This window comes from Streptomyces bauhiniae (genome assembly GCF_004784475.1).
GTDB lineage: Bacteria > Actinomycetota > Actinomycetes > Streptomycetales > Streptomycetaceae > Streptomyces > Streptomyces seoulensis.
Window position 1 is genome coordinate 809,355 of the sequence record NZ_SRRT01000003.1, and the last position, 26,580, is coordinate 835,934.

General features: G+C 69.5%; 22 protein-coding genes and 2 tRNA genes. 4 read left to right on the forward strand and 20 right to left on the reverse strand.

The annotated features are described in order from the left end of the window. Positions 1–15 precede the first annotated feature (15 nt). From E5083_RS13775 to E5083_RS13820, 10 genes are all read right to left on the reverse strand, one after another. The gene (locus E5083_RS13775) at positions 16–1,521 is read right to left on the reverse strand and encodes a CYTH and CHAD domain-containing protein (protein ID WP_135785924.1); all 1,506 of its coding nucleotides are present in this window, start codon (positions 1,519–1,521) and stop codon (positions 16–18) included. A gap of 99 nt (positions 1,522–1,620) precedes the next feature. Beyond that, positions 1,621–2,817 (reverse strand): rod shape-determining protein RodA, encoded by a 1,197-nt coding sequence (gene rodA / locus E5083_RS13780; protein WP_135785925.1) that lies wholly within the window; start codon positions 2,815–2,817, stop codon positions 1,621–1,623. Further along, positions 2,814–5,060, reverse strand: coding sequence for a penicillin-binding protein 2 (gene mrdA, locus E5083_RS13785; protein WP_135785926.1), 2,247 nt, complete (start codon positions 5,058–5,060; stop codon positions 2,814–2,816). The genes rodA and mrdA overlap by 4 nt, the downstream gene beginning before the upstream one ends. Before the next feature lie 58 nt (positions 5,061–5,118). Beyond that, positions 5,119–5,793 (reverse strand): rod shape-determining protein MreD, encoded by a 675-nt coding sequence (gene mreD / locus E5083_RS13790; protein WP_135785927.1) that lies wholly within the window; start codon positions 5,791–5,793, stop codon positions 5,119–5,121. 13 nt (positions 5,794–5,806) lie between these two features. Continuing rightward, entirely contained in the window at positions 5,807–6,763 is a 957-nt protein-coding gene (mreC, locus tag E5083_RS13795; RefSeq protein ID WP_135785928.1) for a rod shape-determining protein MreC, read from the reverse strand. Between the two features lie 165 nt (positions 6,764–6,928). Beyond that, entirely contained in the window at positions 6,929–7,948 is a 1,020-nt protein-coding gene (locus E5083_RS13800; protein ID WP_020940056.1) for a rod shape-determining protein, read from the reverse strand. A 341-nt stretch (positions 7,949–8,289) separates the two neighbouring features. Next, positions 8,290–8,703, reverse strand: a complete 414-nt coding sequence (gene ndk, locus E5083_RS13805; protein ID WP_030814145.1) for a nucleoside-diphosphate kinase — start codon at positions 8,701–8,703, stop codon at positions 8,290–8,292. Between the two features lie 61 nt (positions 8,704–8,764). Continuing rightward, positions 8,765–9,130, reverse strand: a complete 366-nt coding sequence (locus E5083_RS13810) for a DUF4233 domain-containing protein (RefSeq protein ID WP_135785929.1) — start codon at positions 9,128–9,130, stop codon at positions 8,765–8,767. 12 nt (positions 9,131–9,142) lie between these two features. Further along, positions 9,143–10,657 (reverse strand): bifunctional tetrahydrofolate synthase/dihydrofolate synthase, encoded by a 1,515-nt coding sequence (folC, locus tag E5083_RS13815; RefSeq protein ID WP_135785930.1) that lies wholly within the window; start codon positions 10,655–10,657, stop codon positions 9,143–9,145. Positions 10,658–10,926: 269 nt separating this feature from the next. Beyond that, positions 10,927–13,551: a valine--tRNA ligase gene (locus E5083_RS13820; RefSeq protein WP_135785931.1), complete on the reverse strand. Its 2,625-nt coding sequence runs from the start codon at positions 13,549–13,551 to the stop codon at positions 10,927–10,929. 137 nt (positions 13,552–13,688) lie between these two features. Between E5083_RS13820 and E5083_RS13825 the strand changes: the two genes are divergently transcribed. Beyond that, a complete protein-coding gene (locus tag E5083_RS13825) occupies positions 13,689–14,726 on the forward strand; it encodes a hypothetical protein (protein WP_135785932.1) in 1,038 nt (345 codons plus the stop codon). Between the two features lie 62 nt (positions 14,727–14,788). On the opposite strand, the gene clpX is transcribed toward E5083_RS13825, so the two are convergent. The 5 genes from clpX to E5083_RS13850 form a co-directional block, all read right to left on the reverse strand. Next, the gene (gene clpX / locus E5083_RS13830; protein WP_086692315.1) at positions 14,789–16,075 is read right to left on the reverse strand and encodes an ATP-dependent Clp protease ATP-binding subunit ClpX; all 1,287 of its coding nucleotides are present in this window, start codon (positions 16,073–16,075) and stop codon (positions 14,789–14,791) included. Positions 16,076–16,245: 170 nt separating this feature from the next. Next, a complete protein-coding gene (locus E5083_RS13835) occupies positions 16,246–16,908 on the reverse strand; it encodes an ATP-dependent Clp protease proteolytic subunit (RefSeq protein WP_135785933.1) in 663 nt (220 codons plus the stop codon). A gap of 70 nt (positions 16,909–16,978) precedes the next feature. After that, positions 16,979–17,596, reverse strand: a complete 618-nt coding sequence (locus tag E5083_RS13840; RefSeq protein ID WP_086692310.1) for an ATP-dependent Clp protease proteolytic subunit — start codon at positions 17,594–17,596, stop codon at positions 16,979–16,981. Positions 17,597–17,911: 315 nt separating this feature from the next. Then, positions 17,912–19,261: a trigger factor gene (gene tig / locus E5083_RS13845; RefSeq protein WP_135785934.1), complete on the reverse strand. Its 1,350-nt coding sequence runs from the start codon at positions 19,259–19,261 to the stop codon at positions 17,912–17,914. Positions 19,262–19,435: 174 nt separating this feature from the next. Then, positions 19,436–19,512 (reverse strand) — tRNA-Pro (locus E5083_RS13850). Positions 19,513–19,680: 168 nt separating this feature from the next. Between E5083_RS13850 and E5083_RS13855 the strand changes: the two genes are divergently transcribed. Then, positions 19,681–19,751, forward strand: a tRNA-Gly gene (locus tag E5083_RS13855). 67 nt (positions 19,752–19,818) lie between these two features. On the opposite strand, the gene E5083_RS13860 is transcribed toward E5083_RS13855, so the two are convergent. Next, the gene (locus tag E5083_RS13860; RefSeq protein ID WP_030814126.1) at positions 19,819–20,013 is read right to left on the reverse strand and encodes a hypothetical protein; all 195 of its coding nucleotides are present in this window, start codon (positions 20,011–20,013) and stop codon (positions 19,819–19,821) included. Positions 20,014–20,467: 454 nt separating this feature from the next. Between E5083_RS13860 and E5083_RS13865 the strand changes: the two genes are divergently transcribed. After that, positions 20,468–21,613, forward strand: coding sequence for an acyltransferase family protein (locus E5083_RS13865; RefSeq protein ID WP_244317492.1), 1,146 nt, complete (start codon positions 20,468–20,470; stop codon positions 21,611–21,613). A 10-nt stretch (positions 21,614–21,623) separates the two neighbouring features. On the opposite strand, the gene E5083_RS13870 is transcribed toward E5083_RS13865, so the two are convergent. From E5083_RS13870 to E5083_RS13885, 4 genes are all read right to left on the reverse strand, one after another. Next, entirely contained in the window at positions 21,624–22,076 is a 453-nt protein-coding gene (locus tag E5083_RS13870; RefSeq protein ID WP_135785936.1) for an HD domain-containing protein, read from the reverse strand. Positions 22,077–22,098: 22 nt separating this feature from the next. After that, a complete protein-coding gene (locus tag E5083_RS13875; RefSeq protein WP_135785937.1) occupies positions 22,099–23,271 on the reverse strand; it encodes a PP2C family protein-serine/threonine phosphatase in 1,173 nt (390 codons plus the stop codon). Between the two features lie 239 nt (positions 23,272–23,510). Next, positions 23,511–24,320, reverse strand: a complete 810-nt coding sequence (locus E5083_RS13880; protein WP_135785938.1) for an Fpg/Nei family DNA glycosylase — start codon at positions 24,318–24,320, stop codon at positions 23,511–23,513. 68 nt (positions 24,321–24,388) lie between these two features. Then, complete coding sequence (locus E5083_RS13885; RefSeq protein ID WP_135785939.1) at positions 24,389–24,874, reverse strand: ribose-5-phosphate isomerase; 486 nt, start codon at positions 24,872–24,874, stop codon at positions 24,389–24,391. A 245-nt stretch (positions 24,875–25,119) separates the two neighbouring features. Here E5083_RS13885 and E5083_RS13890 point away from each other — a divergent pair, with 245 nt between their 5' ends. Beyond that, on the forward strand, positions 25,120–26,544 hold the full coding sequence (locus tag E5083_RS13890) for an amino acid permease (RefSeq protein WP_135785940.1): 1,425 nt from the start codon (positions 25,120–25,122) through the stop codon (positions 26,542–26,544). Positions 26,545–26,580: the final 36 nt, after the last annotated feature.

Here is a 26,580-nt window from a genome sequence, read left to right on the forward strand (position 1 = left end):
TCCGTACGCCGAGCCTCAGCGCGGGAACGCGGAGCGGGCCTTCGCCCACGTGCGGGGCAGCTTCTCCTCCGTGCTCCGGGCCGCCCGCTCCTCCCGCTCGTACAGCACCCCGTAGGTGAACGCGCTCTCCCCCGCCGCGTGCGCCACCGCCGCCAGCTCGCGCAGGGTCTGCCGGGCCAGCACGCTGTCCTGGTGCTCGCCCAGCAGACTGGTCAGCTTCTTCGCCGCGCGGGCCAGGGCGCGGGCGGAACCGCCGAGCGCGGGGACGGCCGCCTCGGCCGCGTACCGGGCGCGCTTGGCCCGCTTACGGGCCTGGTGCAGGGCGTGGTCGCGGTCCTCGCCGGGCGGCAGCTCCAGCGCGGCCGTCACCAGGTGGGCCAGCTTGGCGCCCTCCTTCTTCAGGGCGCGGGTGAGCACCTTGCCCGGCTTCCGGGCCGCCTTCTTCCGCAGCGGCGGGTCGGCGAGCAGGGTGTCGAGGCTGTCCAGCAGGGCGAGATAGCGGGCGGAGTCCAGCACCCCGAGCAACTGACCGCGGGTACTGCCGTGCCGGGCGGTGGCCCAGGAGCCGAGACGCTCGCGGACCGGGCCGGTGACCTCGCCGGGCGGGACGGCGCCCAGGGCGTCCGACAGCCGTTCCGCCAGCACCTCCTGGTCCCGGCCCACCCCGAGTTCATGGGCCAGCCACTTCAGCTCGGCGGCGACCGGGGCGGTGGCGTCCCGGTCCAGCACGGAGCCGAAGCTGCGGAAGGCGGAGCGGAGCCGGCGGGTGGCGACCCGCATCTGGTGCACGGAGTCCGGCAGGTCCCGGCGGACACCGGGGTCACGGGCGAGGATCGCCTCGCGCTGCTCGCGGAGGTACGCGAGGACGTGGTCCCCCGCCGTCACCGGCTCCGCCGCCCGCCCCGCCTGCCGGGTACGGGAGCCGCCGGTACGGTGCAGGGCCTCGCCCACCTTGGACGACGCCTTCGACGGCCGCACCCCCGCCTCGGCGAGCCGCTCCTCCACGGCGTCCAGCACGGCCGGGTCGGCGCCGTCGGCCAGCTCCACCTCGATCTCGGTCCACCGGGCGGTGCCGCCCGCACGGTTGAGCCGCTCGGCGTCGACGGTGTCCACGCTCGCCTCGGCCAGCAGGGTCCCGTCCGCGCCGACCAGGTGCCGTACGTCGCGGGCGGACCGCAGCCGGACCACGGGGACCAGCTCGGCACCCCGGACCCGTGAGCGGACCAGCGCGGCGATCTCCTCGGGCACGGTGTCCGAGAGCGGAGCCTGGATCTCGTCCCGCACACCGGGAGCGACGGGGAACTTCAGATGCCACCCGGCGCCCGCGCCCCCGGTGCGGCGGCGCAGCGTGAGCGAGGCGGCCCCCAGCCGCTCGTCGGCGGTGTCGTAGTAGACGGCATCCAGCTCGACCACACCTCTGCCGACCACGTCCGCCACCGCACCGGCTCCGGCCAGCCCGGGCAGCGGCTCACCGTCCGCCACCTCGTACTTCCGCTCGATCTCCCGCTTCACGTCCGCCATGAACCGAATCTAGAACGCGCCAGCGATCTCAACCAGCCCCCGGACACGAGTGAGGGCCGGGAGATCGACTACCGGCCCTCGCTCAGTACCGCTTCAGGCTCACGCCGACATCGGCCGCTGCGCCCTGATCGACTGCAGCAGCCCCACCGCGATCCATACCGCGAACATCGAGGAGCCGCCGTAGGAGACGAACGGGAGTGGCAGGCCGGTGACCGGCATGATGCCGAGGGTCATGCCGACGTTCTCGAACGCCTGGAAGGCGAACCAGGCGACGATGCCGGCGGCGACGATCGTGCCGTACAGCTCGGTCGAGTCGCGGGCGATGCGGCAAGCGCGCCACAGGATGACGCCGAGGAGAAGGATTATCAGGCCGGCCCCGAGAAAGCCGAGTTCCTCACCTGCGACGGTGAAGACGAAGTCGGTCTGCTGCTCCGGCACGAACTGGCCCGTGGTCTGCGAGCCGTGGAACAGCCCGGAACCGGTCAGCCCGCCCGAACCGATGGCGATACGGGCCTGGTTGGTGTTGTAGCCGACGCCCGCCGGGTCCAGCTCCGGGTTGGCGAAGGCCGCGAACCGGTTGATCTGGTAGTCGTCCAGGATGTGGAGCTGCCACACCGCGATGGCCCCGATGGCGCCGGCCGAGATGAGGCCGAACACCCAGCGGTTGGAGGCGCCGGAGGCGAGCAGCACGCCCAGGATGATGATCACCATCACCATGACAGAACCCAGGTCGGGCATGAGCAGCACGATGAGGATCGGCACCGCCGCCAGCCCGAGCGCCTGGAGCACCGTGCGGTGGTCCGGGTACGCCTTGTCGCCCGCGTCGACCCGCGCGGACAGCAGCATCGCCATGCCCAGGATGATCGTGATCTTCACGAACTCCGAGGGCTGGAGCGAGAAGCCGCCGCCGAACACGATCCAGGAGTGGGCGCCGTTGACGGTGGAGCCCAGCGGGGTGAGCACCGCGAGGATGCCCGCCACCGAGAGGCCGTAGAGGATCGGCACCGCGTTGCGCAGGCCGCGATGGCCCAGCCAGAGGGTGCCGATCATCAGGGCGAGCCCGATGCCGGTGTTCATGAAGTGCCGGATCAGGAAGTAGTACGGGTCGCCCTGGTTGATCTCGGTGCGGTTGCGGGTCGCCGAGAACACCAGCAGGGAACCGATCATCGACAGCGCGAGCGCCGCCAGCAGTATCGGCCAGTCCAGCCGGCGGGCCAGGGAGTCACGGGCGAAGAGCCTGGTCCAGCCCGCCCGCTGGGGACCGTACCCGGAGACGGAGAAGGTGTTGCCGGTCATGTGCGCGTCCTCCGCTTTCCCCTCCGGTGGGGCCGCCTGCGGGTGTTGCTGTTGGTGTTGGCCGTGGGCGAGGTGGCGGGAGGCTGGTCCTCGCCGTTGCTGGTGTTGTTCTTCTGCGCGTTCTCCACGTCCTTGGCCGGGTCGTTGCCGACCTTGGGCGAGGCGACCGTGCCGTCGGGGCGGACCTTGGGAAGGGTCTTCTGCGGCTGGGGCAGCATCGCCTTCTTGTTGTCGATCGAGCCGTCGCCCTGGACGCCGTACAGCGCGCTGTAGATGTTGCGCACGGCCTCACCGGAGGCTCCGGAACCCGTACCGGCCTGGGCGATCGTCATGATCACCGTGTAGTCCTTGGAGTAGGTCGCGAGCCACGAGGTGGTCTGCTTGCCGTAGACCTCCGCCGTACCGGTCTTGCCGTGCAGCGGGATCTCGTCCTGCGGCCAGCCGTTGAACTTCCACGCCGCGGTGCCTCGGGTGATGACGCCCGCGAAGGCGTCGTCCATGCCCTTGAGGGTCGCCTTGCTGACCGGCAGCTTGCCCGCCGGCCTCGGCTTCAGCTCGCGCACCGACTTGCCGTCCGCGCTGATGACCGCCTTGCCGATGCTCGGGTGGTACATCGTGCCGCCGTTGGCGACGGCGCCGTAGATCACCGCCTCCTGGATCGGCGTGACGAGGGTGTCGCCCTGGCCGATGGAGTAGTTGATCGAATCGCCCTCACGCATCTTGTTGCCCTCGAGGCAGTTCTCGTAGGCGATCTTCTCGACGTACGACCCGTCCTTCTTGCCGTACTTGCACCAGGCGTCCTTGTTGGCCTTCCAGTAGTCCAGCTTCCACTGGCGGTCCGGGACGCGGCCGGTGACCTCGTTGGGCAGGTCGACGCCGGTCTCCTTGCCGAGGCCGAACTGGTGGGCGGCCTTGTAGAAGAAGTCCTTGGGCTGGCCCTTCTTCGGGTTGATACCGCCGTCCTTCTTCCACTCCTGGTCGGAGAGGTAGTAGAAGACGGTGTCGCAGGAGACCTCGAGCGCCCGGTCCAGCGGGATCGGGCCGAAGCTCTCGCCCTCGAAGTTCTTGAAGACCTGGCCGCCCACCGAGTACGAACTCGTGCAGGGGTAGCGGCCGTTGAAGTCGTACCCCGCCTCGACCGCGGCGGCCGTGGAGACCACCTTGAAGGTCGAGCCCGGTGCGGCCTGGCCCTGGATGGCCCGGTTCAGCAGCGGGTAGTCGGAGTTCTTGCCGGTGAGCGCCTGGTAGTCCTTGGCGGAGATGCCGCCGACCCAGACGTTCGGGTCGTAGTCCGGCGCGGAGGCCATGGCGACGATGCGGCCGGTCTTGGCCTCCATCACCACGGCGGCACCGGAGTCCGCCTTGTAGTTGGTGCCGGTGATCTTGTCGAACTGCTGCCGGGCGACCTTCATCGCCTTGTCCAGCTCGAACTCGGTGACCCGCTGGATGCGGGAGTCGATGCTGGTGACCAGGTTGGAACCGGACTCCGCCGGGTCGGACTCGGCCTTGCCGATGACCCGGCCCAGGTTGTCCACCTCGTACCGCGTGACGCCCGCCTTGCCGCGCAGCTCCTTGTCGTACTGCCGCTCCAGACCGGAGCGGCCGACCATGTCGGAGCGCAGGTACGGCGAGTCGGTGTCCTTGGCCTTCTGGATCTCCTCGTCGGTGACCGGGGAGAGGTATCCGAGGACCTGGGAGGTCTTGGCCTTGCCCGGCGCGCCGTACCGGCGGACCGCCTCGGGCTCGGCGGTGATGCCGGGGAAGTCCTCGGCGCGCTCCCGGATCTGGAGGGCCTGCTTGGGCGTGGCCTCGTCGGTGATCGGGATCGGCTGGTACGGCGAGCCGTTCCAGCAGGGCTGCGGGGTCTTGGCGTCGCACAGCCGGACCTTCTGCTGCACGTCCTCCGGCTTCAGGCCGAGCACGGCGGCGAGCTTGGCCAGTACGCCCTTGCCGTCGTCCTTCTGCTTGAGCAGGTCGGTGCGGGAGGCGGAGACGACGAGCCGCGTCTCGTTGTCCGCGAGCGGGACTCCGCGCGCGTCCAGGATGTCACCGCGTACGGCGGGGTCCACGACCTGCTGGACGTGGTTGCCGGACGCCTCCTTCTGGTACGCGGCGCCCTCGCGGATCTGGAGGTACCACAGCCGGCCGCCGAGGGTGCCGAGCAGGGAGAGCACGAGGATCTGGATGACGACCAGCCGGATCTGGACCCTTGGGGTCCGCCCGGTCTCGGGAATGTTCGTCACTGCTGCTGACTCCCCCTCTCAGCGCGGGAACTGATGTGACAGGTGAACTCAGGTGCCGTCACAGCCGCTTGACCCCCTTGATCCGGCCGACGCGGGCCGAGCGGGTGCGGGCCTTGGCCTTCAGCGCGCCGAAGCCCCGCTGGGAGCCGATGCGCAGACCGGTGCCGGAGGAGAGCCAGCCCGAGGAGATGTTCCCGGCCTTGGCGGCGGGGCCGGACTCGGCCAGCGGGTCGTTGTCCGCGCGGCGGGCCAGCCACATCACGCCGGGCACCACGAAGGGGGCCAGCAGCAGGTCGTACAGGGCCGCCGAGAACAGCAGGCCGGGCAGGCCGACATGGCGGGCGGCGGTGTCGCCGACCAGGGCGCCGACGCCCGCGTAGAGCAGGGTGGAGCCGATCGCGGCGGCGACCACGACGGCCATCGGGCCGATCGCCGACTTCAGCCGGCCGGTCTCGGGCTTGACCAGCCCGGCGAAGTAGCCGATGACGCACAGCACCAGGGCGTAGCGGCCGGCCGCGTGGTCGGCGGGCGGGGCGAGGTCCGCGAGGAGTCCGGCGCCGAAGCCGACCAGGGCGCCGCCGACATGGCCGTACACCAGGGCAAGACCGAGGACGGTCAGCAGGAGCAGGTCGGGCACGGCGCCGGGCAGATGCAGGCGGGCCAGGACACTCACCTGGATCACCAGGGCGACGACCACCAGCACGGTGGAGAGCAGGACGCGGTTGAGGCGCATGGGGGTTCAGCTCCTACTGCTGCTGGCCGTCGGTGTCGGTGTCGTCCGGCGCGGAGCCGTCCGCCGAGGGGGTGACCGTGACGGTCACCGTGGGCGTCGGGACCGGCTTGGGCTTGGCCGGGAGGACCTCGTCGCGCGGGTCCTTCTTCGGTCCCGCCACGACCACGCCGACGATGTCGAGCTTGCTGAAGCCGACGTACGGGGTGACGTAGAGCGTGCGGGTCAGGCCGCCGCCGGAGGGGTCGACGCGGGAGACCACGCCGACCGGGACGCCGGGCACGAACGGCTTGTCGGCCTGGGAGCCGAAGGTGACGAGCCGGTCGCCCTTCTTCACCTCCGCCTTGCCGTTGAGGAGTTCGACGCGCAGCGGGCGGTCGCCCTGGCCGGAGGCGAAGCCGAGTTCGTCGCCCGCCTCCATCCGGGTGCCGACGGTGAAGTCGGGGTCGTTGGCGAGCAGGACGGTGGCGGTGTCGGGGCCGACCGTGGTGACGCGGCCGACCAGGCCGTCGCCGTTCAGTACGGTCATGTCCCGCTTGATGCCGTCGTCGGCGCCCGCGTCGATGGTGATGGTCCAGGAGAAGCCCTGGGCCGCTCCTATGGCGATGACCTGGGCGCCCTTGATGCCGTACTGGCCCTGGCCCGCGACCTTCAGCATCTTGTCGAGCTGGTTCAGGCGGCTGCGGGTGCGGTCGTCACTGCCCAGCTTGGCCTTGAGCGCCGCGTTCTCCTTCTCCATGACGGCGAGCCGGTCATGGCGGTCTCCGGAGTCCCGTACGGCGGAGACGGCGTTGCCCACCGGGTCCACCGCCGTGGACATTCCGTTCTCGATCGGGCCGAAGGCCGCGGCCGCGGCCTGCCGGGCTCCGTCGACCGGGGAGTTCCGGCCTCCGCGGATGTCCACCGTGATCAGTGCGAACGCGATGGCGATCAGCAGGACCAGGAGCAGCCGGCTCTCTTTCGTGTCCCTCACGTGCGGCGGCCGTGCCCTTCCTCTATAGGAATTCGGGGACCCCCGATAAAGCGCCGTTGCCGATGCGCGAATCGAAGGGGGTCCGTTGGGGGAGCTTATGCCTCTATATCAACGATCCGCCGCACGAGAGCAGAAGGTCTCGTACGGCGGAATCGAAGTGTCATGTCATCGGCGCGGCTGGGCGTCGAGCACCTGCTGCAGCGCCTCGAACTCCTCGACGCACTTGCCGGAGCCGAGCGCGACGCTGTCGAGCGGGTCCTCGGCGATGTGGATCGGCATGCCGGTCTCCCGGCGCAGCCGCTCGTCGAGGCCGCGCAGCAGGGCGCCGCCGCCGGTCAGCACGATGCCCCGGTCCATGATGTCGCCGGACAGCTCCGGCGGGCACTTGTCCAGGGTCGTCTTGACGGCGTCGACGATCGCGTTGACCGGTTCCTCGATCGCCTTGCGCACCTCCGCCGCGGAGATGACGACGGTCTTGGGCAGCCCGGACACCAGGTCCCGGCCGCGGACTTCGGTGTGCTCGTCGGAGTCGAGGTCGTACGCCGAACCGATCGTGATCTTGATCTGTTCGGCCGTCCGCTCACCCAGCAGAAGGCTGTACTCCTTCTTGATGTACTGGATGATCGCGTTGTCCAGTTCGTCACCCGCGACGCGGATGGACTGGGCGGTGACGATGCCGCCGAGGGAGATGACCGCGACCTCCGTGGTGCCGCCGCCGATGTCCACCACCATGTTGCCCGTGGCCTCGTGGACCGGCAGGCCGGAGCCGATGGCCGCGGCCATGGGCTCCTCGATGATGTGCACCTGGCGGGCGCCCGCCTGGGAGGAGGCTTCGATGACGGCGCGCCGCTCGACGCCGGTGATGCCCGAGGGCACGCAGACGACGACCCGAGGCCGGGCCAGATACCGCCGCTTGTGGATCTTCAGGATGAAGTAGCGGAGCATCCGCTCGGTGATCTCGAAGTCGGCGATCACGCCGTCCTTCAGCGGCCGCACGGCGACGATGTTGCCCGGCGTGCGGCCGATCATCTTCTTCGCTTCGGCGCCGACCGCGAGGATTCCACCGGTGTTGGTGTTGATCGCCACGACGGACGGCTCGTTGAGTACGATCCCGCGACCCCTGACGTACACCAGCGTGTTGGCGGTCCCGAGGTCGACAGCCATGTCACGGCCGATGAACGACATTGAGTTCCCCATCAGGATTCGACGGGCCTTCCCTGGAAGCTTTTGAGGGCTTTTCAGGTCGGCGAGGTGGGTGCGGTGACGTGAAGGCTTCCATCGTAGACGCGCCTGCACGAACACCGCGCGAGGGTCTTCGCCCATTGTCATCAGATGGCGCGCCGCCTCGCTTGTGGAGACGGTCCATCGGGGGCATGCGTTCCCCCGAACGGCAACGCATATGCCGAGGGACGGCCGAAATGGTACGGCCGCCCGGCGGCGGGATATCCGAGGGGCCTGACGACCCCTCAGAAAAAATTCCCTAAAACTCCTTACGGCGTGGCCCCCACGGGCCCGCACCGCACCGGTCAGTCACGGCCCGGAAAGAAAATCTTCACCTCGCGCTCGGCGGACTCCTCCGAGTCCGAGGCGTGGATCAGGTTCTCGCGCACGATGACCCCGAAGTCGCCCCGGATCGAACCGGGAGCCGCCGCGATCGGGTCCGTCGGCCCGGCGAGCTGCCGCACACCCTCGATGACCCGCTCCCCCTCGACGATCATCGCGACGACGGGGCCGGAGGACATGAACTGCACCAGCGGCTCGTAGAACGGCTTGCCCTCGTGCTCGCCGTAGTGCTGCTCCAGCGTGCCCCGGTCCAGCTCGCGCAGCTCCAGCGCCGCGATCCGCCAGTCGGCCTTGCGCTCGATACGGCCGATGATCTCGCCGATCAGGCCACGACGGACGGCGTCGGGCTTGAGCAGGACGAGGGTGCGCTGGGTCACGGGAGGCTCCTTACGACTGACGTGCGGTGGCACGAGGTTACAGGGCGTGTCCGCGCCCTCGTCACGCAGCGTCAGCCGTAGGGGAAGAGCCTGCCTCGGCGGCCGCCGCGAAGCGGGCCTTGGCCTGGTCGACCTTGCGGCCGTAGTGGACCGAGGCCCACCACAGGGCCGCGAAGACGGCGCCCATGAAGTACATCATCGGGACGAAGAAGCCCGAGGCGATCAGGGCGAGCTGGAGGGCCCAGCCGAGGACGACGCCGCCCGGCCGGGTCACCATGCCGCACAGCAGCACGGACAGCACCATGGCGACCCCGCAGACCCACCACACCGTGGACATGGCCAGCGAGGGGTCCTTCATGGCGACCAGACCGGCGAACCCGATGACGAAGAACTCGCCGATCAGCGTCGATGAACAGAGCGTACGCACGAGCGGTTTACCTCAGCCCTTCCGAAGCAGCAGGCGCGCCTCGCCCACCGTGATGACCGAACCGGTGACCAGGACGCCGCCGCCGGCGAACTCGCCCTCCTCCTCGGCCAGCGTGATCGCGGCCTCCAGCGCCTCCGGCAGCCGGGGCTCGACCTGGACGCGGTCCTCGCCGAACACCTCGACGGCGATCCCGGCCAGTTCGTCCGCGTCCATCGCGCGGTGGCTGGAGTTCTGCGTGACGACGACCTCCGCGAAGATCGGCTCGAACGCCTCCAGCAGTCCGCGCACGTTTTTGTCCGCGCTCGCGCCGACCACGCCGATCAGCCGGCTGAAGTCGAACGCCTCGCGCACCGCCTCGGCGGTCGCCTCGGCGCCGCCCGGGTTGTGCGCGGCGTCCAGCACGACGGTCGGGGAACGGCGGACGATCTCCAGCCGGCCCGGCGAGGAGACGGCGGCGAACGCCTTGCGCACGGTGTCGATGTCCAGCGGCTCGGCGCGCTCGGCACCGACGCCGAAGAACGCCTCGACGGCGGCGAGGGCGACGGCCGCGTTGTGCGCCTGGTGCGCGCCGTGCAGCGGGAGGTAGACCTCGGGGTACTCGCCGCCCAGTCCGCGCAGGGTGAGCAGTTGGCCGCCGACGGCGACCTGGCGGTCCACCACGCCGAACTCCATGCCCTCGCGGGCCACGGTGGCGTTCTCCTCGACGGCCTTCTTCAGCAGCACCTGGGCCGCGTCGACCGGCTGCTGGGCCATGATCACGGTCGAGTCCGGCTTGATGATGCCGGCCTTCTCGGTGGCGATCAGCTCGGGCGTCCCGCCGAGGCGGTCGGTGTGGTCCAGCGAGATCGGCATGACCACGGCCACGTCACCGTCGATCACGTTGGTCGCGTCCCAGCTTCCGCCCATGCCGACCTCGACCACGGCGACGTCCACGGGCGCGTCCGCGAAGGCGGCGTACGCCATGCCGGTGAGCACCTCGAAGAAGGAGAGGCGGTGCTCCTGGGCGGTGTCGACCATCTCGATGTACGGCTTGATGTCGTCGTACGTCTCGATGAACCGCTCGGCGCTGATCGGGGCGCCGTCCAGGCTGATGCGCTCGGTCACCGACTGCACGTGGGGGCTGGTGTAGCGGCCGGTGCGCAGTTCGAAGGCGCCGAGGAGGGCCTCGATCATGCGGGCGGTGGAGGTCTTGCCGTTGGTGCCGGTGATGTGGATGGAGGGGTACGTGCGCTGGGGGTCGCCCAGTACGTCCATCAGGGCGGCGATCCGGGTGACGGACGGCTCCAGTTTGGTCTCGCCCCAGCGGGTGGCCAGCTCGGTCTCCACCGCGCGCAGGGCGCGGTCCACCTCGGGGTCCTCGGGGCGGGCCGGTACGTCGGCCTCCGGCGGGCCGCCCTGGGTGCGCAGGGTGCGGCTGCCGGCCTCGATGACGGCGAGGTCGGGGTCGCGGTCGGTCTCCTCGGCGATGATGTCGTCGAAGTCGGCGAGGGGGTCGGGCGTGTCGTTGTTACCGGGCGAGTCGCTCACGTCGCCCAGTCTACGGAGGGGGTGGTGTCTCGCGCGTGGTGGTCCGACGGCGGGCGTCTGCCGTGTCCGGCTGCGGCGCCGTCGTGGCCGGTCGCGCAGTTCCCCGCGCCCCTAGGTATCCGCAGCCGAGCCTCGCTGAATTGGTCCCCTACCTAGCTGCGGGCAGTCGTGCCGCTGGGGCGGCACGGGTGGGCGCAGCGGCACCCCTGCGGCGGCGCGGGCAGGCGACGGCCCCCGGCGTTCAGTGGACGCCGGGGGCCTTTGTTCACCTACGCCTGCGGGAGGCGGTTCAGTTGGGACTGGAGGCGACGCATGTCTTCCTCGGCCTTCGTGAGGCGGCCGCGGATCTTGTCCACCACCGCGTCCGGGGCCTTGGCGAGGAACGCCTCGTTGCCGAGCTTGGCCGTGGCCGCGGCCTTTTCCTTCTCCGCGGCCGCGAGGTCCTTCGCGAGGCGCTTCCGCTCCGCCCCGACGTCGATCGTCCCGGAGAGGTCGAGCGCGACCTCGGCCCCGGCGACCGGGAGGGTGGCCGTGGCCGTGAAGGAGTCACCCTCCGGCTGGAGCCGCAGGAGCTGCCGGATGGCCGCCTCGTGCGGAGCGAGCGCCGTACCGGTCAGCGTCAGCCGCGCAGGCACCCGCTGCCCCGGCTGGAGCCCCTGGTCGGCGCGGAAGCGGCGCACCTCGGTGATGACCGACTGGAGCGACTCGATCTCCCGCTCGGCCGAAGCGTCCCGGAACCCGGAGTCGGCCGGCCAGTCGGCGACGACCAGCGACTCCCCGCCCGTCAGCGTCGTCCACAGCGTCTCCGTGACGAACGGGACCACCGGGTGCAGCAGCTTCAGCGTGACGTCGAGGACCTCACCGAGGACCCGCTTGGAGACCTCGGCCGCCTCCCCGCCCGCCTGGAAGGTCGTCTTGGACAGCTCGACGTACCAGTCGAACACCTCGTCCCACGCGAAGTGGAACAGCGCGTCCGACAGCTTGGCGAACTGGTAGTCCTCGTAGTACGCGTCGACCTCGGCCACGACCGAGTTGAGGCGGGACAGAATCCAGCGGTCGGTCGCGGACATCGCGGACGCGTCCGGCAGCGGCCCCTCGATGGTCGCGCCGTTCATCAGCGCGAAGCGAGTGGCGTTCCAGATCTTGTTGGCGAAGTTCCGCGACCCCTGGACCCAGTCCTCGCCGATCGGCACGTCGACACCGGGGTTGGCACCGCGGGCGAGCGTGAAGCGCAGCGCGTCGGAGCCGTACTTGTCCATCCAGTCCAGCGGGTTGACCGCGTTGCCGAAGGACTTCGACATCTTCTTGCCGAACTGGTCGCGGACCATGCCGTGCAGCGCGATGGTGTGGAACGGCGGGGTGCCGTCCATCGCGTAGAGGCCGAACATCATCATCCGGGCGACCCAGAAGAAGAGGATGTCGTAGCCGGTGACCAGGACGGAGTTCGGGTAGAACTTCGCGAGCGACTCGGTCTGCTCGGGCCAGCCCAGGGTGGAGAAGGGCCACAGGCCGGAGGAGAACCAGGTGTCGAGGACGTCGGTGTCCTGGTGCCAGCCCTCGCCGGCGGGCGGCTGCTCGTCGGGGCCGACGCAGACGACCTCGCCGTCGGGGCCGTACCAGACCGGGATGCGGTGGCCCCACCAGAGCTGGCGCGAGATGCACCAGTCGTGCAGGTTGTCGACCCAGTCGAAGTACCGCTTCTCCATCTCCTGCGGGTGGATCTTGACCTTGCCCTCGCGGACCGCGTCACCGGCGGCCTTGGCGAGCGGGCCGACCTTGACCCACCACTGCATGGACAGGCGCGGCTCGATGGTGGTCTTGCAGCGCGAGCAGTGGCCCACCGAGTGGACGTAGGGCCGCTTCTCGGCGACGATCCGGCCCTCGGCGCGCAGCGCGGCGACGATGGCGGAGCGGGCCTCCAGGCGGTCCAGGCCCTGGAAGGGGCCGGGGGTGGTGATGACGGCGTGCTCGTCCATGACGGTGATGGACGGCAGGTCGTGCCGCTGGCCGATCTCGAAGTCGTTCGGGTCGTGCGCCGGGGTCACCTTGACGGCGCCGGTGCCGAACTCGGGGTCGACGTGCTCGTCGGCGACGACCGGGATGGAGCGGTCGGTCAGCGGGAGCCTGATCAGCTTGCCGATGAGGTGCTGGTACCGCTCGTCCTCGGGGTGGACGGCGACGGCCGTGTCACCGAGCATCGTCTCGGCGCGGGTGGTGGCGACGACGATCGTCTCGTCACCCTCGCCGTACTTCATGGAGACGAGCTCGCCGTCGTCGTCCTGGTACTCCACCTCGATGTCGGAGATCGCGGTGAGGCAGCGCGGACACCAGTTGATGATGCGCTCGGCGCGGTAGATCAACTCGTCGTCGTAGAGGCGCTTGAAGATGGTCTGGACGGCCTGAGAGAGGCCCTCGTCCATGGTGAAGCGCTCGCGGGACCAGGCGACGCCGTCGCCGAGGCGGCGCATCTGGCCGGAGATCTGGCCGCCGGACTCGCCCTTCCACTGCCAGACGCGCTCGACGAACGCCTCGCGGCCGAGGTCGTGGCGGGACTTGCCCTCCTTGCCCAGTTCGCGCTCGACGACGTTCTGGGTGGCGATGCCGGCGTGGTCCATGCCGGGCTGCCACAGCGTCTCGTAGCCCTGCATGCGCTTGCGGCGGGTCAGGGCGTCGATGATGGTGTGCTCGAAGGCGTGGCCCAGGTGGAGGCTGCCGGTGACGTTGGGCGGGGGGATGACGACGGTGAAGGGCGGCTTGTCGCTCTTCTCGTCGGCCTCGAAGTAGCCCCGCTCCACCCAGCGCTCGTACAGCGGCCCCTCTACGTCGGCCGGCGCGTACTGGGTCGGCAGTTCGGTCTCGGGCGCTGATGGCTGCTGCTGAGCGTTCTCGGTCACGGGGGTCAGTTTAGAGGTGCCACGGGGTGCTCCCGAAACGCGTTTGTTCTGTAACGGTGCGGCCCCCGGTGCCACCTGTCCCCCGCCCCTGGGCAAGGATGGCGGCAACACCTGAACATCTGGAGGGGAACCCAGCCATGAGCAGCAACCAGCCGGGCCCGTACGGCGGACAGCCCCCGCAGCCGGGTCCTTACGGTCAGGCTGGTCAGCCCGGCCCCTACGGGCAGCAGCCCCCGGCCCAGCCGGGCCCCTACGGGCAGCCGGGACCCTACGGTCAGCCCCCGCAGGCGCCCCAGCCGGGATACGGCTACCCGCAGTCCCCGCCCGGTCCCCCGGCCCCGCCGCAGGCCCCCTACGGGTACCCGCAGCAGCAGGGCGTGCCCCAGCAGCCGGGCCCCTACGCCCAGCCCCAGCAGAACCCCTACGGGCAGCAGCCCCCGCAGGCCCCTTACGGGCAGGCCCCCTACGGCTCCCCGCAGCCGCCGGTGCAGGGCCGCAACAACTCCAAGCGGAACGGCCTGATCATCGGCGCCGTGGCCGTGGTGGCCGCCATTGCGGTGGGCGTCTACTTCCTGACCAGCGGCAGCGGCGGCGGTGGCGATGTCGCCGACGACGGCCCGCACAAGCTCACCACGCCCTCGACGGTGCTCTCGGAGTACAAGAAGGGCAAGAGCGACAACGGCGCGATGACCAAGGACGACCTCAAGGACGCCGAGAACTGGGGCGTCCAGGACCCGAAGGACGTCAGCGCCGAGTACGCGGCCGGGAACGTCGACAACCCGCTGAGCAAGAAGGTCATCGAGTTCGGCGGGGTGTACGGCAAGATCGCGGACCCGGAGAAGACGGTCGACGGGCTGTTCGCCTACATGAAGGACCAGAGCAGCAAGGACGCCGAGCACAAGTACGAGCTGATCGGCGAGCCGAAGCGGTACGAGCCGGCGGCGCTCGGGGACGCGGTCCTCAAGTGCCAGCAGGCCAAGGGCGATACGTCGGGCAGCGGCGAGGGCGTGCCCAAGGAGATGACGTTCTCCTTCTGCGTGTGGGGCGACCACAGCACCGTCGGTTTCGTGATGCCGATGGACATCGCCACCCTGGCGGCGGGCCGCAGCAGCGACCCGGCGCAGGACGCGGAACTGACCGCCAAGTTCCGCTCGGCGGTACGCGTCAAGGCGTGACGGGATGCACGCAGAAGGGCCCCGGCCGGTCGGCCGGGGCCCTTCTTCTGTGCTGCTGGGGGTTACGCGGTCTTCTGCTCGCCCTGGCCGCGCCCGCGGGAGTCCCTCGGGATCAGCGTCGGGTTGACGTTGGAGTGCACGACGTCGGCCGTGATGACCACGCGGGCCACGTCCTTGCGGGACGGCACCTCGTACATCACCGACATCAGCACCTCCTCCATGATGGCGCGCAGACCGCGCGCGCCGGTCTGGCGGAGGATGGCCTGGTCCGCGATGGCCTCCAGCGCCTCGCGCTCGAAGTCCAGCTCCACGCCGTCGAGTTCGAAGAGGCGCTGGTACTGCTTGACCAGGGCGTTGCGCGGCTCGACCAGGATCTTGAGCAGGGCCTCGCGGTCGAGGTTGTGCACCGAGGTGATGACCGGGAGACGGCCGATGAACTCGGGGATCATCCCGAACTTCACCAGGTCCTCGGGCATGATGTCCTCGAAGATGTCCTTGGCGGCCAGCTCGCGCTTGGAGCGGATGGTGGCGCCGAAGCCGATGCCCTTCGCACCCGCCCGCGCCTCGATGATCTTCTCCAGGCCGGCGAAGGCACCGCCCACGATGAACAGCACGTTCGTCGTGTCGATCTGGATGAACTCCTGGTGCGGGTGCTTGCGTCCGCCCTGCGGCGGCACCGAGGCGGTGGTGCCCTCCAGGATCTTCAGCAGGGCCTGCTGGACGCCCTCGCCGCTCACATCACGGGTGATCGACGGGTTTTCGCTCTTGCGGGCGACCTTGTCGATCTCGTCGATGTAGATGATGCCCGTCTCGGCCTTCTTGACGTCGTAGTCGGCGGCCTGGATGAGCTTCAGCAGGATGTTCTCGACGTCCTCGCCGACATAGCCCGCCTCGGTCAGCGCGGTGGCGTCCGCGATGGCGAAGGGAACGTTGAGCATGCGGGCCAGGGTCTGGGCCAGCAGCGTCTTGCCGGAGCCGGTGGGGCCGAGCAGGAGGATGTTGGACTTGGCCAACTCGATGGCGTCCTCGCGGCCTTGGCCGCCGCCGTTCTCCCCGGCCTGGACGCGCTTGTAGTGGTTGTACACCGCGACGGAGAGGGCCTTCTTGGCCGCTTCCTGGCCGACCACATAGCTCTCGAGGAACTCGTAGATCTCGCGGGGCTTGGGGAGTTCCTCCCAGCGCACCTCGCTGGTCTCCGCCAGCTCTTCCTCGATGATCTCGTTGCAGAGATCGATGCATTCGTCGCAGATGTACACACCGGGACCTGCGATGAGCTTCTTGACCTGCTTCTGGCTCTTGCCGCAGAACGAGCACTTGAGCAGATCGCCGCCGTCACCGATGCGTGCCACGGTGTGCTTCCCCTTCGCCTGGGAGACGACTGGACACAGAACGGGTCCAACGACTCCTGGTGCTGCCTTATGTCGACGGTACCTTGCCGGGCCCCGTGTTCGGGCCCCCCTTGGCAGGGTTCACTTTGACGTGCACCCTGCCAAGAGGCCCCGGAAGTGCGCAACCGCGGTCAGCGGACCGCTTCGTTGTTCATCTTGCGGGTGGAGATGATCTGGTCGACGAGGCCGTACTGGAGCGCCTCCTCGGCCGTGAGGATCTTGTCGCGCTCGATGTCCTCGCGGATCTTGTCCAGCGGCTGGTTGGAGTGCTTCGCCAGCATGTCCTCGAGCTGCTCACGCATCCGGGTGAACTCCTTGGCGATGATCTCCAGGTCGGAGAGCTGACCGCGCCCGGTGGAGCCCGCCGGCTGGTGGATCAGCACGCGCGAGTTCGGCAGCGCCATGCGCTTGCCGGGGGTGCCGGCGGCGAGCAGGATGGCCGCGGCCGAGGCGGCCTGGCCCATGCACACCGTCTGGATGTCCGGCTTCACGAACTGCATGGTGTCGTAGATGGCCGTGAGGGCCGTCATGTCACCGCCGGGGCTGTTGATGTAGATCGAGATGTCCCGGTCGGGGTCCATCGACTCCAGGCACAGGAGCTGCGCCATGACGTCGTTGGCCGAGGCGTCGTCGATCTGGACGCCCAGGAAGATCACGCGCTCCTCGAAGAGCTTCGCGTACGGGTCGTACTCGCGGACGCCCTGGGAAGTGCGCTCGACGAAGCGCGGGATGATGTAACGGCTGTCGGGGCGCGGGCCCTCGTACATGCCGCTGGCGCCGGAGAAGTTGCTCATGGGGTGTTCACCGTCCTGGTGGCGTGCTGGGAGCTGTCGGTGGCGTGCGTGCGGGGCGTTGCCGGGCCGGTCAGGCGCCGGTGCCGCCGCCTCCCGGGACACCCGAGGCGTGCGTGATGATCTCGTCGATGAGACCGTACTCCTTGGCCTCCTCCGGGGTGAACCAGCGGTCGCGGTCGCCGTCGCGGATGATCGCCTCCACCGTCTGGCCGGAGTGCTCGGCGGTCAGCTCGGACATGCGCTTCTTCGTACGCAGCAGGTACTCGGCCTGGATCTTGATGTCCGAGACGGTACCGCCGAGGCCCGCGGAGCCCTGGTGCATCATGATGTCCGCGTGCGGCAGCGCGAAGCGCTTGCCGGGGGCGCCGCCGGTGAGCAGGAACTGGCCCATCGAGGCGGCCATGCCCATGGCGATGGTGACCACGTCGTTCGGGATGTACTGCATGGTGTCGTAGATCGCCATGCCGGCCGTCACCGAGCCGCCGGGGCTGTTGATGTAGAGGTAGATGTCCTTCTCGGGGTCTGCGGCGAGGAGGAGCAACTGGGCGGTGATCTTGTTGGCGATGTCGTCGTCGACCTGCTGGCCGAGGAAGATGATCCGCTCGCCCAGCAGCCGGTTGTAGACCTGGTCGCCGAGGCCACCACCGATGGAGGGCTCGCCGGCGGCGGTAGGCATCAGATTCGTCACGTATCCACCTGCTCGTCTTACGACGGCGCCGGGCCGTCTCACGTAGTCCTGCCGGGGCTTGGCGGGGTCGGCTGATTCCCCTGCCCCCCGTATTCATGGACCCTAACGCTCTGGTCCCCCCGGTGAATCCCGTGAAAGCAGGTGTTCGCCGGGGGCGTAGAGCGCCATGGGGGTTAGCTGTGATGCCGAGTGCGGGTGCGTTGTGGCTTGTCGCGCAGTTCCCCGCGCCCCTGGGTAAGTGCGCCTGGAGCAAGACAGCAGGCCCCCGGGAGACTCGCTCCCAAGGGCCTGCTGTCAGGTCGACGTACCTCGGGGTCAGCCCTCGGTGACCTCGGTGGTCTCCTCGTTCTCGTCCTCGTCGTCCAGGTCGACGATCTCGCCGTTGGTGTCCTTGACGGTGGCGGCCTCGACGACGACGGCCAGGGCCTTGCCGCGGGCGACCTCGCCGACGAGGAGCGGAACCTGGCCGCCCTCGACGACGGCCTGGGCGAACTGGTCGGGGGACATGCCGGAGGAGGCGGCGCGGCGCATGAGGTGCTCGGTCAGCTCCTCCTGGTTGACGCCCAGGTTCTCCTTCTTCACCAGCTCGTCGAGGACGAACTGGGTCTTGATGCCCTTGACCGCGGCCTCACGGGTCTCGGTCTCGAACTCCTCGGCGGTCTTGCCCTGGATCTCCAGGTACTTGTCGAGGGTCAGGCCCATCTGGCCGAGCTGGTGGTGCTCCAGGTTGTGCTTGCGGGTGTTGACCTCGTCCTCGAGGAGCTTCTCGGGGACGGGGACCTCGACCAGCTCGAGGAGCTTGTCGAGCACGCGCTCCTGGGCCTGGGTGGCCTGGTCGTACTGCTTCATGTTGGCCAGGCGCTTGGTGCTGTCGGCCTTCAGCTCGTCCAGGGTGTCGAACTCGGACGCGAGCTGCGCGAAGTCGTCGTCCAGCTCGGGCAGTTCGCGGGCGGCGACCTGGGTGACCTTGACGGTGACCTCGGCCTCGCGGCCGGCGGCGGAGCCGCCCTTCAGCTCGGAGGTGAAGGTGCCCTCCTCGCCGGCGGACAGGCCCTTGACGGCCTCGTCGATGCCGTCGAGCAGCTCGCCGGAACCGATGGTGTAGGAGACGCCGCTGGCGACGCCGTCCTCCAGCACCTCGCCGTCGACCTTGGCCTCCAGGTCGATCGTCACGACGTCGCCGTCCTCGGCGGCACGCTCGACCGGGGAGGTCGAGGCGAAGCGCTCACGGAGCTGCTCGACCGACTTCTCGACGTCCTCGTCGCTGACCTCGATGGCGTCGACCTCGACCTCGATGCCGGAGTAGTCCGGGATCTCCAGGGTCGGGCGGATGTCGACCTCGGCGGTGAAGTTCAGCGTCTCGCCGTCCTTCAGCTCGGTGATGTCGACCTCGGGCTGGCCCAGCGGGGTCAGCTCGGCCTCGTTGACCGCCTCGGTGTAGAACTTCGGGAGCGCGTCGTTGACGGCCTCTTCGAGCACCGCACCACGACCGAACCGCTGGTCGATGACCCGGGCCGGGATCTTGCCCTTGCGGAAGCCCTTCACCGTGACCTGCTGGTTGATCTTCTGGTACGCCGCGTCGAGGCTGTCCTTGAGCTCCTCGAAGGGCACCTCGACAGTGAGCCGAACCCGAGTCGGGTTCAGGGTCTCCACGGCGCTCTTCACGGTTCGGTCTCCTTGTGGCTGACTTCTTGGGTTCTGCCGGAGCCAGACAGCCCCGGCGGATAGCCGCCCGGAGGAGTAGCAGGCCATGAGGCCGGACACACGGGCGCGCAGCTTGCATAGTAACCGCAGCCGGTCAGCGCCCCAAAAGGCGATCTTCACGACACCGTGAGCCAGTGGTCGGGGTGGCGGGATTTGAACCCACGGCCTTCCGCTCCCAAAGCGGACGCGCTACCAAGCTGCGCCACACCCCGTCTGGTGCGAGTCGTAGGGTACATGCCCCGGCCGGGCGCGTCGCCGCATCGCGCGGGGCACCGGGTGCCGCGCCGGGGGCACCCCGCGCACCGCCAGGTTCGCCCGCACGCCGGGGGCTCCGCTACGATGCCTGAAGTGCCGCGGTCACCGACGCGCGGTGCGCTCTCGCGGGCGTAGCTCAATGGTAGAGCCCTAGTCTTCCAAACTAGCTACGCGGGTTCGATTCCCGTCGCCCGCTCTTCATGACTCAAGGGGCCCGGCTGCCGTCACGGCGGCGCCGGGCCCCTTGAGTCGTTCGCGCGGCCTCAGAAGCTGATGGAGTTGACCATCTCCGCTATCGAGTTGAGGAAGCGGCTGATGGAGGGCGCCATCCCGGTGGAGGCGAGGAAGAAGCCGAAGAGGATCGCCACGATGGCCGGGCCGGCCTTGATGTTCCCTCCTCGCATCAACACCACCAGGATGATCGCCAACAGCAGCACCACGGACAGTGAAATGGCCACAACTGATCACACCCTCGGTCGGTTCGCTCTCCCGGCCTGGAGGCACCGTGCAGCACACCTCCGCCAGAACCATCGTGCCACCAACCAGCCCTCTGTATGCGGCTAGTGACACATCGTCGGCCGGGCGTCCCGGCGCGAGGGGCCGTCCGGTCGGCAATTCGCTGCCTCACCAGGGGTTGATGGCGACGGTAATTGCCCAACATCATTTCCATACCCACACATCGCCGTGCGGGGCGTCGGGGCGGGTAATTCGAATTGCGCGGGGGCCGGTCGACATGACCCAATTCGGATGGATGAATCGGGACATTGAGGGGCAAATAACCGGCCCTATTGTGCCCGCCATCACCCCGATCCCGCAGGCAAGTTGTGCGATTTCCCGGGTATCCGGAGCCGATAAACGTGAATGACCTGGATGGTTTTACGGACTCACCCACGCGAGGCTAGGGTGCCTGAGATGTTCGACGCCTCCCCGTCCCCCGGCCAGACCCGTGCGCCCACGCTCCCGGCTGCCCAGCCGGTGCCGGAGAGATCCGCGAAGCAGCGCGACTCGTTCTTCGACAACGCCAAGTACCTGGCGATCGTGCTGGTGGCGATGGGGCACTCGTGGGAGGCGCTGTACGCGGACAGCCGCATCCTCAGGTCGCTGTACATCTTCGTGTACACCTTCCACATGCCGGCGTTCATCATCATCTCCGGCTACTTCTCACGCAGTTTCGACATGCGCCCGGACCGGCTGAAGCGGCTGATCACCGGGGTCGCCGTGCCGTACGTCGTCTTCGAGACGGTCTACTCCCTCTTTCGGGACCACTTCGGCCAGGACGGCGAGACCGGGATCACCCTGCTCGACCCGTACTTCCTGTCCTGGTTCCTGGCGGCGCTGTTCGTGTGGCGGCTGACGACCCCGCTGTGGAAGGTGGTGCGCCGGCCGCTGCCGCTGGCCCTCGCCATCGCGATGCTGGCGACCGTCTCCCCCGCGATCAGCAACGACCTGGACTTCCAGCGGCTGTTGCAGTTCCTGCCCTGCTTCGTGCTGGGGCTGTGCCTGAAGCCGGAGCACTTCCAGCGGGTGCGGACGCGGGCGATGCGCATCGCCTCGGTGCCGATCGTCGCGGGCGCGCTGGTGGTCGCGTGGCTGGTGGTGCCGCACATCAACTTCGGCTGGTTCTACCGCCGGGACGCCGCCCAGGAGATGGGCGCCCCGTGGTGGACCGGCCCGCTGATGACGCTGGCCCTGTTCGCCTGCTCGGTGGTGCTGACGGCCTGCTTCCTGGCCTGGGTGCCGGGGCGCCGGATGTGGTTCACCTCGCTGGGCGCGGGCACGATCTGCGGCTATCTGCTGCACGGCTTCGTCCTCAAGTACACCCGCTGGGAGGGCTGGTACGACGCCCACTGGCTGCACAGCCCGCTCGGCGCGCTCCTGGTGACCGCCTTCGCGGTCACCGTCGTCACGCTGCTGTGCACGGCTCCGGTGCGCCGGGTGTTCCGGTGCGTGATGGAGCCGAAGATGGAGTGGGCGTTCAAGCAGGACCCCGCCCAGCAGGCACGGGAGCGGCAGCACGGCGGGCAGAAGCAGCCCGTACGGGAGAAGGCGGGCGTGTAGCGCCCCTCCCCTATCCCTCTCCGGCCTGGCCGAGAAGCGCGCGCATCCGCGTGTACTTCTCGGCCAGTCGCGTGCGGGTCGGCTCGTCCAGCACCGCGAGGCGGGCCGGGTCGGCGTTGTGGGCGAGGTCGGCGTGCTTGACCAGGGCGGCGCCCGGGGTGGCGAGGATGCGCCGGGCGTACTCCTCGGGCGGCTCGCCGGGGCGCTTGGTGAGGGCGCGCACGACCGCCTTGGTGCGCGGGGTGAGAGCGGCGCCGTCGAGCCACTCCTCGGTCAGCGCGTCGTCCTCCACGGCATCGTGCAGCCAGGCCGCCGCGATCTGCTCCTCGTCGCCCCCGCGCACCCGTACCCCCTCGGCGACGGCCGCGAGGTGTTCGGCGTACGGGCGGCCCGCCTTGTCGGTCTGGCCGGCGTGGGCGCGGCGGGCGAGGTCCTCGACCTGGGCCAGGGTGAGCGGAGTCATCGGCCCAGTCTCGCACCGGAGTTCAGCGGACGGGCGCGGATGCCTCGCGGCAGATCAGCAGCAGGGCGCGGTCGTCGTTGACGTCCTTGGCGACGGCCTCGATGAGGTGCCAGGCGGCGCCGTGGAAGCCGCCGGCGACATAGCGGTCGGCCTCGCCGGTGAGGCGGTCGATGCCCTCGGCGATGTCCCGGTCGGAGGCTTCCACCAGGCCGTCGGTGAAGAGCATCAGGACGTCTCCGGGCCGCAGGGTGCCCTTGGTTGAGTCGAACTGGCCCCCGTCGTACACCCCGAGGAGCGGGCCCTCGGCGGCCTTCTCCTCCCAGCGGCCGGTGCCCGCGCTGAGCTGGAGGCCCGGCGGGTGGCCCGCGGAGTACAGCTCGTAGTCGCCGGAGTCGAGGTCGAGCACCAGGTGGATGGAGGTGGCGAAGCCCTCGTCCCAGTCCTGGCGGAGCAGGTAGCCGTTGGCGGCGGGCAGGAAGGAGTGCGGGGGCAGCGAGCCGAGCAGGCCGCCGAAGGCGCCGGACAGCAGCAGCGCGCGGGAACCGGCGTCCATGCCCTTGCCGGAGACGTCGGTGAGGACGACCTCCAGGGTGCGGCCGCCGTTGGTGCGGGCGGCGACGACGAAGTCACCGGAGAAGGACTGGCCGCCCGCCGGGCGCAGCGCCATCTCCTGGTGCCAGCCTCGCGGCAGCTTGGGCAACTCGCTCTGGGCGCGGATGCGTTCGCGGAGGTCGAAGAGCATGGTGCCGCCGCGCCGCCAGGGCACGCCGACCCGGCTGCGGAACTGCGCGGTCAGCAGCCCGAAGAACCCGCAGGCGGCGACGACCAGCACGATGCCGGGGGTGACCCTGGAGGGTCCCTCGGTGTACGGGCCGAGCCGCACCGACTCCACGATGAGGGCGGCGGCAGCGGTGGCGTAGAGGCCGAGCAGGCTGGCGGGGCGCAGGACCAGGCCGCCCGCGACGATCGGGATGACCAGAGTGGCCGGGGAGCACCAGACGGAGTTGGCCAGTGTGAGGGTCATGAGGACGGGAATGGTGAGGAGCAGGCCGACCAGGGCTATCCAGTCGGGGCCGTCGCCGCGGAAGTAGTCGACCGCGCTTCTGCGCAGCGCGACGCGGACCCGGTGCCACTGCATCTTCCACCGGGCCGTGAACGTCTCGGCCTTCGCGCGCCGTTCTCGTCCTGCTGCCATCAGTTCGGGACCCTATCCATCCAGCCGGCCGCCTGGCACGGGAGGTCCCACTTGTCCCCCGTGCGGGGCTCACTTCGCGTTTCGACCACGCGGTCCGACTACACAGTGAACGGCACGGAAGGCCATCCGCGCTGCCACCCGGCGTAAATTCCCCGGCCTCCCGGGCGGCTGGCTGCGCTTACTGGCAGGACAGAACGGGGCGCACGACCGGTTCACGGATGCGCACGGGGCGCACGGGGTCAGCGGAGCTGGCAGGCGGGGCACCAGAAGAGGTTGCGGGCGGCGAGCCCGGCGGTACGGATCTCGCTGCCGCAGAGGTGACAGGGCAGGGTGGCCCGGCGGTAGACGTACACCTCACCGCCGTGGTCGTCGACGCGGGGCGGGCGGCCCATCGCCTCGGGGGTGTGCTCGGGGCGGACGGTGTCGATGCGGCCCAGGCGTACGCCCTCGCGCATCAGCGCCACCAGGTCGGCCCAGATCGCGTCCCACTCGGACCGGGTGAGGTCACGGCCGGCGCGGTAGGGGTCGATGCCGTGCCGGAAGAGGACCTCGGCGCGGTAGACGTTGCCGACGCCCGCGATGACCTTCTGGTCCATCAGCAGGGCGGCGATCGAGGTGCGGCTGCGGCTGATCCGCTCCCAGGCGGCGGCCGGGTCGGCGTCGGGGCGCAGCGGGTCGGGGCCGAGGCGGTCGTGGACGGCCCTCTTCTCGGCGTCCGTGATCAGCGCGCAGGTGGTGGGGCCGCGCAGGTCGACGTAGGCGGTGTCGTTGGCCAGGCGGAGCCGGACGGTGTCGGCCGGCGGGGGCGCGGGGGCCGGGCCGAAGGCGACCTTGCCGAAGAGGCCGAGGTGGATGTGGACCCAGTCGCTGTCGCGGAAGCCGAGGAAGAGGTGCTTGCCGTGGGCGTCGGTGGTGGTGAGCCCGGCGCCGGTCAGCAGCTCGGCGGCGTCGGCGAACTTGCCCTGGGGGCTGGTCACCAGCGGGGCGGTGCCGGCGAAGCGCTCGGCGTAGTCCCGCGCCAGCCGGTGGATCGTGTGCCCTTCTGGCACGGCCGGGCGTCCTTCCTGGGTCTGCGAGTGCCCCCGCCGTGCTTGGGGCGGCGGGGGCGGCGAAAGCGTTACTGCTGGGGGTGGTGCGCCGGGATGGGCGGGAGGTCGCCGGTGTTCTCGTACTCCGTCAGCATGTCGATGCGGCGGACGTGGCGCTCTTCGCCGGAGAACGGGGTGCCCAGGAAGATCTCGACGAACTTGGTCGCCTCGTCCTCGGTGTGCATGCGGGCGCCGACGGCGATGACGTTGGCGTCGTTGTGCTCGCGGCCGAGCGCGGCGGTCTCCTCGCTCCAGGCGAGGGCGGCGCGCACCCCCTTCACCTTGTTGGCGGCGATCTGCTCGCCGTTGCCGGAGCCGCCGATCACGATGCCGAGGGAGCCGGGGTCCGCGACGGTGCGCTCGGCGGCCCGGAGGCAGAAGGGCGGGTAGTCGTCCTGGGCGTCGTAGATGTGCGGCCCGCAGTCGACGGGCTCGTGCCCCGCCGCCTTCAGCCACTCGACGAGGTGGTTCTTGAGTTCGTAGCCCGCATGGTCGGAGCCGAGATACACGCGCATGCACCGAGTGTGTCACGCCCGATTCCGGGCAGCAGCTCCGGGTTCGATCGGGGATATGTGATGCGGACCATAGAACCTCAAGGAAACCTCAAGTAACAATCCGGATTCAGAGGTTCCCGAATTCGTTCCCCTCAGATTCACTGGACCGCCTCGTACACCGCTCGTGCGAGGCCCCGTACGACGACGTACGACTGTTTCGCCGTCGATACGGGAACCGCTCCACCTGGCGCAAAGGAATTCCGTCCATGTCCCATGGTTCCGGGCTGCAAGCAGGTCTCAAGAACCGTCACCTTTCGATGATCGCCATCGGTGGTGTGATCGGCGCCGGCCTTTTCGTCGGCTCCAGTACGGGTATCGCCACGGCGGGCCCCGGCATCCTGCTGTCCTACGCCCTCGTCGGCACGCTCGTCGTCCTCGTGATGCGGATGCTGGGCGAGATGTCGGCGGCCAACCCGACCTCCGGGTCCTTCTCCGCGCACGCCGACCGTGCGCTCGGCCGCTGGGCCGGGTTCTCCATCGGCTGGCTGTACTGGTTCTTCTGGGTCGTGGTGCTCGCCGTCGAGGCGACGGCCGGCGCGAAGATCCTGGAGGGCTGGATACCGGCCGTCCCGCAGTGGGGCTGGGCGCTGATCGTGATGCTGGTGCTCACGGCCACCAACCTGGTCTCGGTGGGCTCCTACGGTGAGTTCGAGTTCTGGTTCGCCGGGATCAAGGTCGTGGCGATCGGCGCGTTCATCGTGGTCGGCGCGCTGGCCATCTTCGGGGTGCTGCCGGGTGTCCACAGCGACAAGGCGGGGCTGTCCAACCTCACCGCGCACGGGGGCTTCCTGCCGCACGGGCCGGGCGCGATCCTCACCGGTGTGCTGCTGGTCGTCTTCTCCTTCATGGGCTCCGAGATCGCCACGCTGGCGGCCGGTGAGTCGGAGAACCCGCAGCGTGCGGTCACCAAGTCGACCAACAGCATCATCTGGCGCATCGCGGTCTTCTACCTGGGTTCGATCCTCGTCGTGGTCTCGCTGCTGCCGTGGAACGACCCGTCGATCAAGACCGACGGTTCCTACGTGGCCGCGCTGAACTCGCTCGGTATCGCGCACGCCGGTCAGATCATGAACTTCATCGTGCTGACCTCGGTGCTGTCCTGTCTGAACTCGGGTCTGTACACCGCGTCCCGGATGGCGTTCTCGCTCGGTGAGCGGGGGGACGCGCCGAAGGTGTTCGCGAAGACCAACTCCCGCGGTGTGCCGATGGCCGCGATCCTGTCCTCGGTGCTGTTCGGCTTCGTCGCGGTGTTCTTCAACTACAAGTTCCCCGACTCGGTCTTCCTCTTCCTGGTCAACTCCAGCGGCGCGGTCGCGCTCTTCGTGTGGCTGGTCATCTGCTTCTCGCAGCTCCGGATGCGGAAGATCATCCAGCGGGAGGCGCCGGAGAAGCTCGTCGTGAAGATGTGGCTGTACCCGTACCTCACCTGGGCCACGGCCGCCCTCATCGTCTTCGTCCTCGGCTACATGCTGACCGACACGGAACACGACGGCCGCGAGACCGTCCTCCTCTCCCTGATGGTCGCCGCCGTCGTCCTGATCATCGCCTTCGTCAAGCAGTCGATGACGTCGAAGAAGACCCAGCCGGAGATCCCGGCGACGGAGGACCCGGAGAAGGTCCCCGCCGCCTGACCCCCGCTCTCCGAAGCCCGGTGCCACGAGGAACTC